Source organism: Paraburkholderia denitrificans (assembly GCF_042655705.1).
GTDB lineage: Bacteria > Pseudomonadota > Gammaproteobacteria > Burkholderiales > Burkholderiaceae > Paraburkholderia > Paraburkholderia denitrificans.
Map to the genome: position 1 here is coordinate 1 of NZ_JBHSMP010000032.1, position 15,191 is coordinate 15,191.

General features: G+C 60.0%; 30 protein-coding genes. All 30 read left to right on the forward strand.

The window, feature by feature from the left end; translation table 11 throughout:
• A partial coding sequence (locus ACFPTO_RS21040) for an EF-Tu C-terminal domain-related protein (RefSeq protein WP_080361398.1) occupies window positions 1-87 on the forward strand: 87 nt, incomplete at its 5' end.
• A 183-nt stretch (window positions 88-270) separates the two neighbouring features.
• On the forward strand, window positions 271-582 hold the full coding sequence (rpsJ, locus tag ACFPTO_RS21045) for a 30S ribosomal protein S10 (protein WP_017777154.1): 312 nt from the start codon (window positions 271-273) through the stop codon (window positions 580-582).
• 233 nt (window positions 583-815) lie between these two features.
• The gene (rplC, locus tag ACFPTO_RS21050) at window positions 816-1,475 is read left to right on the forward strand and encodes a 50S ribosomal protein L3 (protein ID WP_296662010.1); all 660 of its coding nucleotides are present in this window, start codon (window positions 816-818) and stop codon (window positions 1,473-1,475) included.
• The gene (gene rplD / locus ACFPTO_RS21055; protein ID WP_377714409.1) at window positions 1,475-2,095 is read left to right on the forward strand and encodes a 50S ribosomal protein L4; all 621 of its coding nucleotides are present in this window, start codon (window positions 1,475-1,477) and stop codon (window positions 2,093-2,095) included. The genes rplC and rplD overlap by 1 nt, the downstream gene beginning before the upstream one ends.
• Window positions 2,092-2,406: a 50S ribosomal protein L23 gene (rplW, locus tag ACFPTO_RS21060; RefSeq protein ID WP_377714411.1), complete on the forward strand. Its 315-nt coding sequence runs from the start codon at window positions 2,092-2,094 to the stop codon at window positions 2,404-2,406. Before rplD ends, rplW begins: the two co-directional genes overlap by 4 nt.
• 2 nt (window positions 2,407-2,408) lie before the next feature.
• Window positions 2,409-3,236, forward strand: a complete 828-nt coding sequence (gene rplB / locus ACFPTO_RS21065; RefSeq protein ID WP_377714413.1) for a 50S ribosomal protein L2 — start codon at window positions 2,409-2,411, stop codon at window positions 3,234-3,236.
• Window positions 3,237-3,246: 10 nt separating this feature from the next.
• A complete protein-coding gene (gene rpsS, locus ACFPTO_RS21070; RefSeq protein WP_027797286.1) occupies window positions 3,247-3,522 on the forward strand; it encodes a 30S ribosomal protein S19 in 276 nt (91 codons plus the stop codon).
• Window positions 3,523-3,534: 12 nt separating this feature from the next.
• Entirely contained in the window at window positions 3,535-3,864 is a 330-nt protein-coding gene (gene rplV, locus ACFPTO_RS21075) for a 50S ribosomal protein L22 (protein ID WP_090541985.1), read from the forward strand.
• An 11-nt stretch (window positions 3,865-3,875) separates the two neighbouring features.
• Window positions 3,876-4,670, forward strand: coding sequence for a 30S ribosomal protein S3 (gene rpsC / locus ACFPTO_RS21080; RefSeq protein WP_028213348.1), 795 nt, complete (start codon window positions 3,876-3,878; stop codon window positions 4,668-4,670).
• 2 nt (window positions 4,671-4,672) lie between these two features.
• Entirely contained in the window at window positions 4,673-5,089 is a 417-nt protein-coding gene (gene rplP, locus ACFPTO_RS21085) for a 50S ribosomal protein L16 (protein ID WP_293038889.1), read from the forward strand.
• A gap of 10 nt (window positions 5,090-5,099) precedes the next feature.
• Entirely contained in the window at window positions 5,100-5,294 is a 195-nt protein-coding gene (gene rpmC, locus ACFPTO_RS21090; RefSeq protein ID WP_028228156.1) for a 50S ribosomal protein L29, read from the forward strand.
• Window positions 5,291-5,563, forward strand: coding sequence for a 30S ribosomal protein S17 (gene rpsQ, locus ACFPTO_RS21095; protein WP_293038886.1), 273 nt, complete (start codon window positions 5,291-5,293; stop codon window positions 5,561-5,563). Before rpmC ends, rpsQ begins: the two co-directional genes overlap by 4 nt.
• A 378-nt stretch (window positions 5,564-5,941) precedes the next feature.
• Complete coding sequence (rplN, locus tag ACFPTO_RS21100; protein ID WP_124152989.1) at window positions 5,942-6,310, forward strand: 50S ribosomal protein L14; 369 nt, start codon at window positions 5,942-5,944, stop codon at window positions 6,308-6,310.
• Between the two features lie 9 nt (window positions 6,311-6,319).
• The gene (gene rplX / locus ACFPTO_RS21105; RefSeq protein WP_293038882.1) at window positions 6,320-6,628 is read left to right on the forward strand and encodes a 50S ribosomal protein L24; all 309 of its coding nucleotides are present in this window, start codon (window positions 6,320-6,322) and stop codon (window positions 6,626-6,628) included.
• A gap of 16 nt (window positions 6,629-6,644) precedes the next feature.
• On the forward strand, window positions 6,645-7,184 hold the full coding sequence (gene rplE / locus ACFPTO_RS21110) for a 50S ribosomal protein L5 (protein ID WP_293045914.1): 540 nt from the start codon (window positions 6,645-6,647) through the stop codon (window positions 7,182-7,184).
• 7 nt (window positions 7,185-7,191) lie between these two features.
• Window positions 7,192-7,497, forward strand: a complete 306-nt coding sequence (gene rpsN, locus ACFPTO_RS21115) for a 30S ribosomal protein S14 (RefSeq protein ID WP_293039551.1) — start codon at window positions 7,192-7,194, stop codon at window positions 7,495-7,497.
• 14 nt (window positions 7,498-7,511) lie between these two features.
• Window positions 7,512-7,907, forward strand: a complete 396-nt coding sequence (gene rpsH / locus ACFPTO_RS21120; RefSeq protein ID WP_293039549.1) for a 30S ribosomal protein S8 — start codon at window positions 7,512-7,514, stop codon at window positions 7,905-7,907.
• Between the two features lie 18 nt (window positions 7,908-7,925).
• Window positions 7,926-8,456 carry a 50S ribosomal protein L6 gene (gene rplF / locus ACFPTO_RS21125; protein WP_296662016.1) on the forward strand — a complete coding sequence of 177 codons (531 nt, stop codon included), beginning with the start codon at window positions 7,926-7,928 and terminating at the stop codon, window positions 8,454-8,456.
• A gap of 12 nt (window positions 8,457-8,468) precedes the next feature.
• Window positions 8,469-8,834 (forward strand): 50S ribosomal protein L18, encoded by a 366-nt coding sequence (gene rplR, locus ACFPTO_RS21130; protein ID WP_028228149.1) that lies wholly within the window; start codon window positions 8,469-8,471, stop codon window positions 8,832-8,834.
• Window positions 8,835-8,848: 14 nt separating this feature from the next.
• Window positions 8,849-9,367, forward strand: a complete 519-nt coding sequence (rpsE, locus tag ACFPTO_RS21135; RefSeq protein ID WP_010092941.1) for a 30S ribosomal protein S5 — start codon at window positions 8,849-8,851, stop codon at window positions 9,365-9,367.
• Between the two features lie 11 nt (window positions 9,368-9,378).
• Window positions 9,379-9,561, forward strand: a complete 183-nt coding sequence (gene rpmD, locus ACFPTO_RS21140; protein WP_004202755.1) for a 50S ribosomal protein L30 — start codon at window positions 9,379-9,381, stop codon at window positions 9,559-9,561.
• Between the two features lie 30 nt (window positions 9,562-9,591).
• Window positions 9,592-10,026, forward strand: a complete 435-nt coding sequence (rplO, locus tag ACFPTO_RS21145; RefSeq protein ID WP_296662197.1) for a 50S ribosomal protein L15 — start codon at window positions 9,592-9,594, stop codon at window positions 10,024-10,026.
• 59 nt (window positions 10,027-10,085) lie between these two features.
• Window positions 10,086-11,432, forward strand: a complete 1,347-nt coding sequence (secY, locus tag ACFPTO_RS21150; RefSeq protein WP_296662199.1) for a preprotein translocase subunit SecY — start codon at window positions 10,086-10,088, stop codon at window positions 11,430-11,432.
• Between the two features lie 8 nt (window positions 11,433-11,440).
• Window positions 11,441-11,659, forward strand: a complete 219-nt coding sequence (infA, locus tag ACFPTO_RS21155; protein WP_004521905.1) for a translation initiation factor IF-1 — start codon at window positions 11,441-11,443, stop codon at window positions 11,657-11,659.
• A 20-nt stretch (window positions 11,660-11,679) separates the two neighbouring features.
• Entirely contained in the window at window positions 11,680-11,796 is a 117-nt protein-coding gene (gene rpmJ / locus ACFPTO_RS21160) for a 50S ribosomal protein L36 (protein WP_027819338.1), read from the forward strand.
• Window positions 11,797-11,831: 35 nt separating this feature from the next.
• Window positions 11,832-12,197 (forward strand): 30S ribosomal protein S13, encoded by a 366-nt coding sequence (gene rpsM, locus ACFPTO_RS21165; RefSeq protein WP_028228144.1) that lies wholly within the window; start codon window positions 11,832-11,834, stop codon window positions 12,195-12,197.
• A 28-nt stretch (window positions 12,198-12,225) separates the two neighbouring features.
• On the forward strand, window positions 12,226-12,630 hold the full coding sequence (gene rpsK / locus ACFPTO_RS21170) for a 30S ribosomal protein S11 (RefSeq protein ID WP_017777173.1): 405 nt from the start codon (window positions 12,226-12,228) through the stop codon (window positions 12,628-12,630).
• Window positions 12,631-12,793: 163 nt separating this feature from the next.
• Window positions 12,794-13,417 carry a 30S ribosomal protein S4 gene (rpsD, locus tag ACFPTO_RS21175; protein WP_296662563.1) on the forward strand — a complete coding sequence of 208 codons (624 nt, stop codon included), beginning with the start codon at window positions 12,794-12,796 and terminating at the stop codon, window positions 13,415-13,417.
• Between the two features lie 126 nt (window positions 13,418-13,543).
• Complete coding sequence (locus tag ACFPTO_RS21180; protein WP_293039530.1) at window positions 13,544-14,521, forward strand: DNA-directed RNA polymerase subunit alpha; 978 nt, start codon at window positions 13,544-13,546, stop codon at window positions 14,519-14,521.
• A 141-nt stretch (window positions 14,522-14,662) separates the two neighbouring features.
• Window positions 14,663-15,058: a 50S ribosomal protein L17 gene (gene rplQ / locus ACFPTO_RS21185; protein ID WP_377714420.1), complete on the forward strand. Its 396-nt coding sequence runs from the start codon at window positions 14,663-14,665 to the stop codon at window positions 15,056-15,058.
• Window positions 15,059-15,191 lie beyond the last annotated feature (133 nt).

A 15,191-nucleotide genomic window follows, 5' to 3' on the forward strand; every position in this document is an offset into this window, starting at 1 on the left:
ATCGCCATGGAAGAAGGTCTGCGCTTCGCAATCCGCGAAGGCGGCCGTACCGTCGGCGCCGGTGTTGTTGCCAAGATCATCGAGTAAAATCGCTGGTTTGCTGTAACAGCAGTAGAAGTTGAAGTCGATGTATCCGGGATCGGGCCGCGGCTCTCCGCCGGTCGACGGGAATTGGCGCTTGAAGCGCCGGCTCCCGCCGCATGGCCCGCTCCTTTGCTCTTTATCTAGTCTGGCGGCGCAAGTCCGCCTCGCTCTTTTCAAGGAATCGTCATGCAGAACCAGAAAATCCGTATTCGCCTGAAGGCTTTCGACTATCGCCTGATCGACCAGTCGGCTGCCGAGATCGTCGACACGGCGAAGCGGACCGGTGCAATCGTCCGTGGCCCGGTGCCGCTGCCGACGCGCATCCAGCGTTTCGACATCCTGCGTTCGCCGCACGTGAACAAGACGTCGCGCGACCAGCTCGAAATCCGTACCCACCTCCGCCTGATGGACATCGTCGACCCGACGGACAAGACCGTCGACGCGCTGATGAAGCTCGATCTGCCGGCCGGTGTGGACGTCGAAATCAAGCTGCAGTAAGGGTCTCAGGCGCTGCCCGGATCGCCGGGCGGCGCTAAGTCTTTGATTGCTTGCGGAAAACGAGAGAGGGCGTTATACTCGACGTCTTTTCGCGCATTTGCGCAAAAAGCTGGTGTGTCCCTTTCACGTGTTATGCACGAAATAACGCGCAGAAGCACGTGAAATGGCGGCGAACAAGCACCGGCACTTTGTAAATTAGCCCCGACCAATCGCAGTCGGGAATGGAGAAAACGATGAGCCTTGGACTCGTAGGTCGCAAGGTTGGCATGACCCGTATCTTCACGGCCGATGGGGACTCGATTCCCGTTACCGTGCTGGACGTGTCCGACAACCGCGTGACGCAGATCAAGACTGTTGAAACCGACGGCTACACGGCCGTTCAGGTTGCGTTTGGTACGCGCCGTGCATCGCGCGTGACGAAGCCGCTCGCAGGTCATCTCGCCAAAGCCGGCGTTCAAGCCGGTGAAATCCTCAAGGAATTCCAGATCGACGCCGCCAAGGCTGCCGAACTGTCCGCTGGCGGCGTGATCGGTGTGGATCTCTTCGCAGAAGGCCAGAAGGTCGACGTGCAAGGCGTGTCGATCGGTAAGGGCTACGCCGGTACCATCAAGCGTTACAACTTCGCTTCGGGCCGTGCTTCGCACGGTAACTCGCGCTCGCACAATGTGCCGGGCTCGATCGGTATGGCGCAGGATCCGGGCCGCGTGTTCCCGGGTAAGCGCATGACCGGTCACATGGGTGACGAAACCGTAACGGTGCAAAACCTCGAAATCGCACGTATCGACGCAGAGCGCAAGCTGCTGCTCGTGAAGGGTGCCGTTCCGGGCGCCAAGGGCGGCAAGGTTTTCGTGACGCCGGCGGTCAAGGCCCGCGTGAAGAAAGGAGCGCAATAATGGAACTGAAGCTCCTGAATGCCAATGGTCAGGAAGGTGCTGCGGTCAACGCGTCGGACGTCGTGTTCGGCCGTGACTACAACGAAGCCCTGATCCACCAGATCGTCGTCGCCTACCAGGCGAACGCACGTAGCGGCGACCGCGCTCAGAAGGATCGCGAGCAGGTCAAGCACACCACCAAGAAGCCGTGGCGCCAGAAGGGTACGGGCCGTGCTCGTGCCGGTATGTCGTCGAGCCCGCTGTGGCGCGGCGGTGGTCGCATCTTCCCGAATTCACCGGAAGAAAACTTCTCGCACAAGGTCAACAAGAAGATGCATCGCGCAGGTCTCTGCTCGATCTTCTCGCAGCTGGCCCGCGAAGGCCGCATCTCGGTCGTCGAGGATCTCTCCCTCGAAGCGCCGAAGACGAAGCTGCTGGCCGAAAAGTTCAAGGCCATGGGTCTCGAATCCGTGCTGGTCATCACCGACACGGTCGACGAGAACCTGTATCTCGCGTCGCGCAACCTGCCCCACGTGGCAGTCGTTGAGCCGCGTTACGCCGACCCGCTCTCGCTGATCTACTTCAAGAAGATTCTGATCACGAAGGCTGCGGTCGCCCAGATCGAGGAGTTGCTGTCATGAGCGAGATTCGCAAGAACGATCATCGTTTGATGCAGGTCCTGCTCGCGCCGGTGATCTCCGAAAAGGCGACGCTGGTGGCGGAGAAAAACGAACAGGTAGTGTTCGAAGTCGCGCCGGACGCGACCAAGCAGGAAGTCAAGGCTGCTGTCGAGCTGATGTTCAAGGTGGAAGTCGATTCCGTCAACGTGCTGGTCCAGAAGGGCAAAAACAAGCGTTTTGGCCGTTTCGTGGGTCGTCGCAAGGACGTGAAGAAGGCGTACGTCTGCCTGAAGCCCGGCCAGGAAATCAACTTTGAAGCGGAGGCCAAGTAATCATGGCAATCGTGAAAGTTAAGCCGACTTCGCCGGGTCGCCGCGCGATGGTGAAGATCGTCAACAAGGATCTTCACACGGGTGCACCGTACGCGCCGCTGCTCGAGAAGCAATTCTCGAAGGCCGGCCGCAACAACAACGGTCACGTGACGACGCGTCACCAGGGTGGCGGTCACAAGCATCACTACCGCGTGATCGATTTCCGTCGCAACAAGGACGGCATTCCGGCAAAGATCGAACGTCTCGAGTACGACCCGAACCGTAGCGCGAACATCGCGCTGGTTCTGTACGCAGACGGCGAGCGCCGCTACATCATCGCTCCGAAGGGTGCGACGGTTGGCCAGCAACTGATGTCGGGTTCGGAAGCTCCGATCCGCGCAGGCAACACGCTGCCGATCCGCAACATCCCGGTCGGTACGACGATCCACTGCATCGAGATGCTGCCGGGCAAGGGCGCGCAAATGGCGCGTTCGGCTGGCACGTCCGCCATGCTGCTCGCACGCGAAGGCGTGTACGCGCAGGTTCGTCTGCGTTCGGGCGAAATCCGCCGCGTGCACGTCGAGTGCCGCGCGACGATCGGTGAAGTCGGCAACGAAGAGCACAGCCTGCGCCAGATCGGCAAGGCCGGCGCGAACCGCTGGCGCGGTATCCGCCCGACGGTGCGCGGCGTTGCAATGAACCCGGTCGATCACCCGCACGGTGGTGGTGAAGGCCGCACGGCTGCAGGTCGCGATCCGGTGAGCCCGTGGGGCACGCCGACGAAGGGCTATCGCACCCGCAGCACCAAGCGCACGACGAGCATGATCGTCCAGCGCCGTCACAAGCGTTAAGGAGTAGGCAATGGCACGTTCTATCAAGAAAGGTCCGTTCTGCGACGCCCATTTGCTGAAGAAGGTTGAGGCGGCTGCAGCTACACGCGACAAGAAACCGATCAAGACCTGGTCGCGTCGTTCGACGATCCTGCCGGACTTCATCGGCCTGACGATCGCCGTTCACAACGGCCGTCAACACGTTCCCGTGTATGTCACGGAAAACATGGTCGGCCACAAGCTTGGCGAGTTCGCACTGACCCGTACGTTCAAGGGTCACGCGGCCGACAAGAAGGCCAAGAAATAAGGGGCAATCAAGATGGAAGTGAAGGCAATTCATCGCGGTGCCCGCATCTCGGCGCAGAAAACGCGTCTTGTGGCTGACCAGATCCGCGGTCTGCCGGTCGACAAGGCACTGAACGTTCTGACGTTCTCGCCGAAGAAAGCGGCTGGCATCGTGAAAAAGGTTGTGCTCTCGGCGATCGCCAATGCTGAGCACAACGAAGGCGCCGATATCGACGAGCTGCGCATCAAGAGCATCTATGTCGACAAGGCTGCTTCGCTGAAGCGTTTCACCGCACGCGCTAAGGGTCGCGGTAACCGCATCGAGAAGCAATCCTGTCACATCACTGTGACGGTCGGGAATTAAGGAGCCATACGATGGGACAGAAAATTCATCCGACTGGCTTCCGTTTGGCCGTCAGCCGCAATTGGGCGTCGCGCTGGTACGCGAACAACAACAATTTCGCGGCGATGTTGAAGGAAGACATCGGTGTTCGTGAATACCTGAAGAAGAAGCTGAAGAACGCTTCGGTGGGCCGTGTTGTGATCGAGCGTCCGGCAAAGAACGCGCGTATCACGATTTACAGCTCGCGTCCGGGTGTGGTGATCGGCAAGAAGGGCGAGGACATCGAACTCCTCAAGGCCGAACTGCAAAAGCGCATGGGCGTGCCCGTTCACGTCAACATCGAAGAAATCCGCAAGCCGGAAACCGATGCGCAACTGATCGCCGATTCGATCACGCAACAGCTCGAGCGCCGGATCATGTTCCGCCGGGCGATGAAGCGCGCGATGCAGAACGCGATGCGTCTGGGTGCCCAGGGCATCAAGATCATGAGCGCCGGCCGTCTGAACGGTATCGAAATCGCGCGTACCGAGTGGTACCGCGAAGGTCGCGTGCCGCTTCATACGCTGCGTGCCGACATCGACTACGCAACCTCGGAAGCGAAGACGACGTACGGCATCATCGGCGTGAAGGTTTGGGTCTACAAGGGCGACACGCTCGGCCGCAACGACGCACCGGTGGTGGAAGAAGTCGCCGAAGAAAAGCGTCCGCGCCGCAACGCGCGCCCGGGCGATCGTCGCCCGCGTCGTGATGGTGAAGGCGCACCGGGCGCCCGTCGTGGCGCACCGCGCCGTGGCGCGGCTGGCGGTGACGGCAAGAGTGGAGAATAACGATGCTGCAACCGAAACGCAGGAAGTACCGCAAAGAGCAGAAGGGTCGTAACACCGGCGTCGCAACGCGCGGCAACGCAGTTTCGTTCGGTGAATACGGTCTGAAGGCTATCGGTCGCGGCCGCCTGACCGCGCGTCAAATCGAAGCGGCGCGTCGTGCAATGACGCGTCACATCAAGCGCGGCGGCCGCATCTGGATCCGCATTTTCCCGGACAAGCCGATCTCGCAAAAGCCGGCTGAAGTACGTATGGGTAACGGTAAGGGTAACCCGGAGTACTACGTCGCCGAGATCCAACCGGGCAAGATGCTGTATGAAATGGATGGTGTGACCGAGGAACTGGCCCGTGAAGCCTTCCGTCTGGCTGCAGCGAAGCTGCCGCTGAAGACGGTCTTCATGGTTCGCCAGCTCGGCTCCTAAGGAGTGAATGATGAAGGCTTCTGAACTTCACCAGAAAGACAAGGCCGCGCTCAACCAGGAGCTGTCGGACCTCTTGAAGGCGCAATTCGGCCTGCGCATGCAACTCGCGACCCAGCAGCTCACGAACACGAGCCAGCTGAAGAAGGTCCGTCGCGACATCGCACGTGTGCGGACCGTCCTGACTGAGAAGGCGAACCAGAAATGAACGATAGCGTGAAAACCTCGCTTAAGCGGACGCTGGTCGGCAAGGTCGTCAGCAACAAGATGGACAAGACGGTCACCGTCCTGGTCGAGCGCCGCGTCAAGCACCCGATCTACGGCAAGTACGTCGTGCAGTCGAAGAAGTACCACGCGCACGACGAGTCGAACACGTACAACGAGGGTGACCTCGTCGAAATCCAGGAAACCCGTCCGCTGTCGAAGACGAAGGCCTGGACCGTGTCGAAGCTGGTCGAAGCTGCTCGCATCATCTAAGGGAGCAATCCCTTCGAAGCGCCTCATCCGGGGCTTCATGCCCCGGCCTGATGCGCGGTAGTAGAAGTTGTTGAAATCGCTACAGATTTCGCTTGCAAGTCCAAGATTGTCTCGATACAATCTTGGACTTCCCTCTTTATGGGTTTGCTGTTGGCAAAGCAGCAGGCGAAAGTAGGTGGGAATCTGTAAAACGCGGGTGCGGGCGCCAGTCCGGATCTGCAAGATTCACCGGAATGCGATGGCCGGTTTCGTTTGCCGTCGCTGCTGTTCTTACCCAAGCAGCTGAGCGGTCGTTCTAGTGGCGGCGCGGCTGACGGGACCAAGACTGACCGGGTGTGCCATGGTGGCGCAGCCGGATTAAGTTGGGAAAGATAAACCATGATCCAGACCGAATCTCGGCTTGAAGTGGCCGACAACACGGGTGCGCGTGAAGTCATGTGCATCAAGGTGCTCGGCGGCTCGAAGCGTCGTTATGCCAGCATTGGCGACATCATCAAGGTGACCGTCAAGGAAGCAACGCCGCGCGGGCGCGTGAAGAAGGGCGAAATCTACAACGCTGTTGTGGTTCGTACCGCCAAGGGCGTGCGCCGTCAAGACGGCTCGCTGATCAAGTTCGATGGCAACGCCGCCGTGCTTTTGAACACCAAGCTTGAGCCGATCGGCACCCGTATTTTCGGGCCGGTCACGCGTGAGCTGCGTAGCGAGCGATTCATGAAGATCGTTTCGCTCGCGCCGGAAGTGCTGTAAGGAGTCGCGATGAACAAGATTCGCAAGGGTGACGAAGTCATCGTCATCACCGGCAAGGACAAGGGCAAGCGCGGTGTCGTGCTGGCCGTTGGTGAAGAGCGCGTGACCGTCGAAGGCCTCAACATCGCTAAAAAGCATGTGAAGCCGAACCCCATGAAGGGTACGACTGGTGGCGTGGAAGCCAAGGCGATGCCGCTGCACATTTCGAACGTCGCACTCGTCGACGCGAATGGCAAGGCTTCGCGTGTCGGCATCAAGGTCGAAGGGGACAAGAAGGTTCGGTTCCTGAAGACGACCGGTGCTGTCCTGAGCGCCTGACGCTGCGGAGTAAAAAATGGCACGTTTGCAAGAATTTTATAAAGAGAAGGTCGTTCCGGGCCTGATCGAGAAGTTCGGTTACAAGTCGATCATGGAAGTGCCGCGCCTCACCAAGATCACCCTGAACATGGGTGTTGGTGAAGCCGTCGCCGACAAGAAGGTCCTCGATCACGCTGTTGGCGATCTCACGAAGATTGCTGGCCAGAAGCCCGTCGTGACGAAGTCGCGCAAGGCAATCGCCGGTTTCAAGATCCGCGAAAGCTATCCGATCGGCACGATGGTCACGCTGCGTGGCCAGGCCATGTACGAATTCCTCGACCGTTTCGTGACGGTTGCGCTGCCCCGCGTGCGCGACTTCCGTGGCGTTTCGGGCAAGGCGTTCGACGGCCGCGGCAACTACAACATCGGTGTGAAAGAGCAGATCATTTTCCCCGAAATCGACTACGACAAGATCGACGCGCTGCGTGGGCTGAACATCAGCATCACGACGACTGCGAAGACCGACGAAGAAGCAAAGGCACTGCTCGCCGGCTTCAAGTTCCCGTTCAGAAACTGAGGTTACCGTGGCTAAACTGGCACTGATCGAACGTGAAAAGAAGCGCGCCCGTCTGGCGGCGAAGTATGCACCGAAGCGCGCAGCGCTGAAGGCAGTCATCGACGACCAAAGCAAGTCGGACGAAGAGCGTTACGCAGCTCGCCTCGAACTGCAACAACTGCCGCGCAACTCGAGCCTGACCCGCAAGCGTAACCGCTGCGCGCTGACGGGCCGTCCGCGTGGCACGTTCCGCAAATTTGGTCTCGCACGCAACAAGATTCGTGAAATCGCGTTCCGTGGTGAGATCCCTGGCGTCACCAAGGCGAGCTGGTAATAGGAGAAACATAAATGAGCATGAGTGATCCTATCGCCGATATGCTGACTCGCATCCGCAATGCGCAGATGGTCGAGAAGGTTTCGGTGCAAATGCCCTCGTCGAAAGTCAAGATTGCGATCGCGCAGGTCCTGAAGGACGAAGGTTATATCGACGACTTCGCAGTGAAGAGCGAAGGCGCAAAGTCGGAATTGAACATCGCGTTGAAGTACTACGCTGGCCGTCCGGTCATCGAGCGCCTTGAGCGCGTCTCGAAGCCTGGCCTGCGCGTGTACCGCGGCCGCAACGACATCCCGCAGGTCATGAATGGCCTCGGCGTTGCGATCGTGTCGACGCCGAAGGGTGTGATGACGGACCGCAAGGCTCGCGCCAATGGCGTGGGCGGCGAAGTCATCTGCTACGTCGCTTAACGCCGAAGGAGAAGAAACATGTCTCGAGTAGGTAAGAGCCCGATCGCGCTGCAAGGCGCAGAGGCGACGCTCAGCGACGAGAAGATTACCGTCAAGGGCCCGCTGGGTACGATTTCGCAGGCTGCGAACAGCCTCGTCAAGGTGGTGAACGACAACGGCACGTTGAAGTTCGAGCCGACCGACGAAAGCCGCGAAGCCAATGCGATGTCGGGCACGATGCGCGCGATCGTCGCGAACATGGTGCAAGGCGTGACGAAGGGTTTCGAGCGCAAGCTGACGCTGGTTGGCGTCGGCTACCGTGCTCAGGCGCAAGGCGACAAGCTGAACCTGTCGCTGGGTTTCTCGCACCCGGTGGTGCATCAGATGCCCGAAGGCGTGAAGGCCGAAACCCCGTCGCAAACGGAAATCGTGATCAAGGGGATCGACAAGCAGAAAGTCGGCCAAACCGCTGCCGAAGTGCGCGGTTATCGCCCGCCTGAGCCCTATAAGGGCAAGGGTGTGCGTTACGCCGACGAGGTTGTGATCCTCAAAGAAACGAAGAAGAAGTAAGGGTGCGCAATCATGGATAAGACTCAATCTCGCCTGCGCCGCGCTCGTCAGACGCGTCTCAAGATCGCTGAGCTGCAGGTCGCGCGTCTGGCCGTGCATCGCACGAACACGCACATCTATGCGCAAGTGTTCTCGCCGTGCGGCACCAAGGTGCTCGCCAGCGCGTCGACGCTCGAAGCCGAAGTGCGTGCGCAACTGGCTGACCAATCGGGCAAGGGCGGCAACGTCGCCGCTGCCACGCTGATCGGCAAGCGTATCGCAGAAAAGGCCAAGGCCGCCGGCATCGAATCCGTCGCCTTTGACCGCTCGGGTTTCCGCTACCACGGCCGCGTCAAGGCGCTGGCTGAGGCTGCGCGCGAAGCCGGGCTCAAGTTCTAAGGAAGGAATTCGTCATGGCAAAGATGCAAGCGAAAGTTCAGGCTGACGAGCGCGACGACGGCCTTCGCGAAAAAATGATTTCGGTCAATCGCGTGACCAAGGTCGTGAAGGGTGGCCGTATTCTCGGCTTCGCCGCACTGACCGTGGTTGGCGATGGTGATGGCCGCATCGGTATGGGCAAGGGCAAGGCGAAGGAAGTGCCGGTCGCTGTCCAGAAGGCAATGGAGCAGGCTCGCCGCAACATGTTCAAGGTGCCGTTGAAGAACGGCACGCTGCAACACGAAGTGCACGGCAAGCACGGCGCGTCGGCAGTCCTCCTCGCTCCGGCGAAGGACGGTACTGGCGTGATCGCCGGCGGCCCGATGCGCGCAGTGTTCGACGTGATGGGCGTGCAGAACGTCGTGGCGAAGAGCCACGGTTCGACGAACCCGTACAACCTCGTTCGTGCGACGCTGGACGGCCTGCGCAAGCAGTCGACCCCGGCTGACATCGCGGCGAAGCGCGGCAAGTCCGTCGAAGAAATTCTGGGCTAAGGGTGGGCACCATGTCTGAAAAAACTGTCAAGGTTCAGCTCGTCAAGAGCCTGATTGGGACCCGCGAATCGCACCGCGCCACCGTGCGCGGCCTCGGCCTGCGCCGCCTGAACTCGGTCTCCGAGCTGCAGGACACGCCGGCCGTGCGCGGCATGATCAACAAGGTCTCGTACCTCGTTAAGGTCATCGGCTAAGCGGTCGACCAAAGTCTCCAGGAGTTGAAAATGGAATTGAATAACCTGAAGCCGGCAGAAGGCGCGAAGCACGCAAAGCGTCGCGTCGGTCGCGGCATCGGCTCCGGCCTCGGCAAGACCGCTGGCCGTGGTCACAAGGGTCAGAAATCGCGTTCGGGCGGTTTCCACAAGGTCGGTTTCGAAGGCGGTCAAATGCCGCTGCAGCGTCGTCTGCCGAAGCGTGGCTTCACGTCGCTCACGAAGGAATTCGTGGGTGAAGTGCGCCTCTCCGACCTGGAAACGCTGCCGGTCGACGAAATCGATCTGTTGGCGCTGAAGCAGGCTGGCCTCGTGGGCGAACTGACCCGCAGCGCGAAGATCATCGCCACCGGCGAGATCAAGCGCAAGGTCGTCGTGAAGGGTCTGGGTGCGACGAAGGGTGCGCGTGCTGCGATCGAAGCAGCAGGCGGCTCTTTTGCCGAGTGATTGTGAGTGGTGCGTGCGGGCTTGCCCGCCGTCCCTAGCATCTGCATCGGAGAAGCTACTTGGCTAACAGTCCGAGTCTCGCAAAAACCGGTCGCAGCGCACCGAAGTTCGGCGACCTGCGTCGGCGTGCAGTGTTCCTGCTGCTGGCGCTGGTCGTTTATCGCATCGGCGCGCATATTCCGGTTCCGGGCATCGACCCGGAGCAGCTGGCGAAGCTCTTCCAGAGCCAGTCGGGCGGCATCCTTGGTATGTTCAACATGTTCTCGGGTGGCGCACTGCAGCGGTTCACGATTTTCGCGCTGGGTGTGATGCCGTATATCTCGGCGTCGATCATCCTGCAGCTGATGGCGATCGTCTCGCCGCAGCTGGAAGCGCTGAAGAAGGAAGGGCAGGCTGGACAACGCAAGATCACGCAGTACACGCGGATCTTCACGGTGGTACTGGCGACGTTCCAGGCATTCGGTATCGCGATTGCACTGGAAAACCAGCCGGGCCTCGTGATCGATCCGGGCATGGTGTTCCGCCTGACGACGGTCGTGACGCTCGTGACCGGCACGATGTTCCTGATGTGGCTCGGTGAGCAGATCACGGAACGCGGCCTTGGCAACGGCATCTCGATCATCATCTTCGGCGGCATCGCGGCGGGCTTCCCGAATGCGGTGAGCGGGCTGTTCTCGCTGGTCCAGACCGGTTCGATGGGACCGTTCTCCGCGATCCTGGTCGTTGTGCTGATCGCTGCGGTGACTTACCTGGTGGTGTTCATCGAACGCGGCCAGCGCAAGATCCTCGTGAACTATGCGAAGCGTCAGGTCGGCAACAAGATTTACGGCGGGCAGTCGTCCCACCTGCCGCTGAAGTTGAACATGTCGGGCGTGATTCCGCCGATCTTCGCATCGTCGATCATCCTGTTCCCGGCAACCATCCTGAACTGGTTCAGTTCGGGGTCGCGATCCAGCTGGTTCGCAGACACGCTGCACAACGTGGCCGAAGCTCTCAAGCCCGGTCAACCCGTGTATGTGTTGCTGTACGCGTTGGCGATTGTGTTCTTCTGCTTCTTCTACACCGCACTGGTGTTCAACAGCAGGGAAACGGCCGACAACCTGAAGAAGAGTGGCGCGTTCGTGCCGGGCATCCGCCCTGGCGACCAGACGGCACGCTATATCGACCGCATCCTCACGCGTCTGACGCTGGCCGGTGCGCTCTATATCGTGTTTGTTTGTCTGCTACCGGAATTCTTGGTGCTGCGCTGGAATGTGCCGTTTTATTTTGGTGGAACGTCGCTGCTGATCATTGTCGTCGTCACAATGGATTTCATGGCGCAGGTGCAGTCGTACGTGATGTCGCAACAATATGAATCGCTGCTCAAGAAGGCAAACTTCAAGGGCGGCGGCGTCCCGATGCGTTGAAAGGACCTATGGCCAAAGACGATGTAATCCAGATGCAGGGCGAGGTGATCGAAAACCTCCCCAACGCGACCTTCCGGGTGAAGCTGGAGAACGGCCATGTCGTGCTGGGTCATATTTCCGGAAAGATGCGGATGCACTACATCCGCATTCTTCCGGGCGACAAGGTGACGGTTGAATTGACGCCTTACGATCTGTCGCGTGCGCGGATCGTGTTCCGGGCGAAGTGATTTAGAAAAAGGGTAATATCATGAAAGTGATGGCATCGGTAAAGCGCATTTGCCGCAACTGCAAAATCATCAAGCGCAACGGCGTCGTTCGCGTGATCTGCAGCTCGGACCCGCGCCACAAGCAGCGTCAAGGCTGATCAGCGCGCTTGCGCTTTTTGTTTGAGGAAAAACAATGGCTCGTATCGCAGGGGTTAACATCCCGAACCACCAGCACACCGAAATCGGCCTGACCGCAATTTTCGGTATCGGCCGCACGCGTTCGCGCAACATCTGCGTGTCCGCTGGTGTGCCGTTTGACAAGAAGGTCAAGGACCTGAACGACGCGGATCTGGAAAAGCTGCGTGAGGAAGTGGGCAAGTTTGTCGTCGAAGGCGATCTGCGCCGTGAAGTGACGATGAACATCAAGCGCCTGATGGACCTCGGCTGCTACCGCGGCGTGCGCCATCGCAAGGGCCTGCCCCTGCGTGGCCAGCGTACGCGCACCAATGCGCGCACGCGCAAGGGTCCGCGCCGCGCAGCACAGTCGCTGAAGAAGTAAGCGGATCTGATAGTTACAGGAAAACGTAATGGCTAAGGCTTCGAACAACACCGCGGCGCAACGCGTTCGCAAGAAGGTTAAGAAGAACGTCGCCGAGGGCGTGGTTCACGTTCACGCGTCGTTCAACAACACCATCATCACGATCACCGACCGTCAAGGCAACGCACTTGCCTGGGCAACCTCGGGCGGTCAGGGCTTCAAGGGTTCGCGCAAGTCGACCCCGTTCGCAGCTCAGGTCGCAGCCGAATCGGCTGGCCGCGTGGCGATGGAATACGGCGTGAAGAACCTCGAAGTGCGTATCAAGGGCCCCGGCCCGGGCCGCGAATCGGCGGTGCGCGCGCTGCATGGTCTTGGCATCAAGATCACCGCGATCTCCGACGTGACGCCGGTTCCGCACAACGGCTGCCGTCCGCCGAAGCGCCGCCGCATCTAAGGCGTCGCTTTTGCCTTGCGCCTGTGACGCCGGCAACGGCGCCCGCAGGCTCTCGGCGTTATTGAATTGACTAAGCCCACCGTTCGGTTCAAAGAACCGGACTAGCGTGAAGGCGGGGTTTTCCCACCGGCTCTCGCGTGATCAATTATCGAAGGAAAATAACGTGGCACGTTATATCGGCCCGAAGGCCAAGCTGTCCCGCCGTGAAGGCACCGACCTGTTCCTGAAGAGCGCCCGCCGCTCGCTCGCCGACAAGTGCAAGCTCGACAGCAAGCCGGGTCAGCATGGCCGCACCTCGGGTGCGCGCACGTCGGACTATGGCACGCAGCTGCGCGAAAAGCAAAAAGTGAAGCGCATCTACGGCGTGCTCGAGCGCCAGTTCCGCCGCTACTTCGCGGAAGCTGACCGCCGCAAGGGCAACACCGGCGAAAACCTGCTGCAACTGCTCGAATCGCGTTTCGACAACGTCGTCTACCGCATGGGCTTCGCCTCGACGCGCGCTGAAGCGCGTCAGCTCGTGAGCCACAAGGCGCTCACGCTGAACGGCGTCGTCGCGAACGTTCCGTCGATGCAAGTGAAGGCAGGCGACGTCGTTGCCGTGCGCGAAAAGTCGAAGAAGCAGGCTCGTATCGTCGAAGCACTGTCGCTGGCTGAGCAAGGCGGCATGGCGAGCTGGGTCGCAGTCGACGCGAAGAAGTTCGAAGGTACGTTCAAGAGCGTGCCGGAGCGCAGCGATATCGCTGGCGACATCAATGAAAGCCTGATCGTCGAATTGTATTCGCGTTAATCGGATTGACAGCCGGGGTTGCCTCTTTGCTTTATGCGAGAGGTGTCCTCGGCTGTTCATTTTCAGGTTGTTGCCATTCTCAGCCTTATCGGTGTAACGAGCCGAGGGTATTGAAAAGGAAAACCTATGCAAACCAGTTTGTTGAAACCCAAGATCATCGCTGTGGAATCGCTCGGCGAGAACCACGCGAAAGTGGTCATGGAGCCGTTCGAACGCGGTTATGGCCACACCTTGGGTAACGCGCTTCGGCGCGTGCTGCTGTCGTCGATGGTGGGCTACGCGCCGACCGAAGTGACGATCGCAGGCGTCGTGCACGAATACTCGACGCTCGACGGTGTGCAAGAGGATGTGGTCAACCTGCTGTTGAACCTGAAGGGCGTGGTGTTCAAGCTGCATAACCGTGACGAAGTGACGGTTACGCTGCGCAAGGAATCGGAAGGCGTCGTGACGGCGGGCGACATCGAACTGTCGCACGACTGCGAAGTCATCAACCCGGATCACGTGATCGCGCGTCTGACGAAGGGCGGCAAGCTCGACGTCCAGATCAAGGTCGAAAAGGGCCGTGGCTATGTCCCGGGCAACGTGCGCCGTTATGGCGACGAATCGGCCAAGATCATCGGCCGCATCGTGCTCGACGCATCGTTCTCGCCGGTTCGCCGCGTGAGCTACGCCGTGGAAAGCGCGCGTGTCGAACAGCGTACCGACCTCGACAAGCTCGTGATGAACATCGAAACCAACGGCGTGATCTCGCCTGAGGAAGCGATCCGCCAGTCGGCGCGCATCCTCGTGGATCAGCTGTCGGTGTTCGCTGCCCTGGAAGGCACGGAAACGGCTGCGGAAGCACCGTCGCGCGCACCGCAGATCGACCCGATCCTGCTGCGTCCGGTGGACGATCTCGAACTCACGGTTCGCTCGGCGAACTGCCTGAAGGCCGAGAACATCTACTACATCGGCGACCTGATCCAGCGCACCGAAAACGAGCTGCTCAAGACCCCGAATCTGGGTCGCAAGTCGCTCAACGAGATCAAGGAAGTGCTCGCTTCGCGCGGTCTCACGCTCGGCATGAAGCTCGAAAACTGGCCGCCGGCCGGGTTGGACAAATAAGCCGACAAGCAAGCAATGTGGCACGGACGCGGATTTTCCTTTAGAATCCGCGTCTTGCCTTTTTCACGTACCGGCCCGTGTCTCACTTGATGTTGAGGCGATAGAAGAGCTGGACAAAAACTCTGTTTCAAGGAAACTGAAATGCGTCACCGTCATGGTCTGCGGAAACTGAACCGCACGAGCAGCCACCGTCTGGCAATGCTCCGTAACATGTCCAACTCGCTGATCGAGCACGAAGTCATCAAGACGACGCTGCCGAAGGCGAAGGAACTCCGTAAAGTTGTCGAGCCCCTCATCACGCTCGGCAAGAAGCCGTCGCTCGCAAACCGCCGTCTGGCATTCAACCGTCTGCGCGATCGTGACTCGGTCGCGAAGCTGTTCGACGTGCTCGGCCCGCGTTTCGCGAACCGTCCGGGCGGCTACCTGCGCATCCTGAAGTTCGGCTTCCGCGTCGGCGACAACGCACCGATGGCGCTCGTCGAGCTGCTCGACCGTCCGGAAGTTTCGGAAGAAGAGAACGTGCAAGAAGCGGCATAAGCTTCCTGCGGCGTTCGAGCCGTATGCAAAAAAGCCAGGCAACGCCTGGCTTTTTTGCTTTGGACGGGGAATAAGGGCGCGCAGGGGCTGTTTGCCGACTGTTCGTCCCTTGCGAGCGCGACTTGTCGCACCA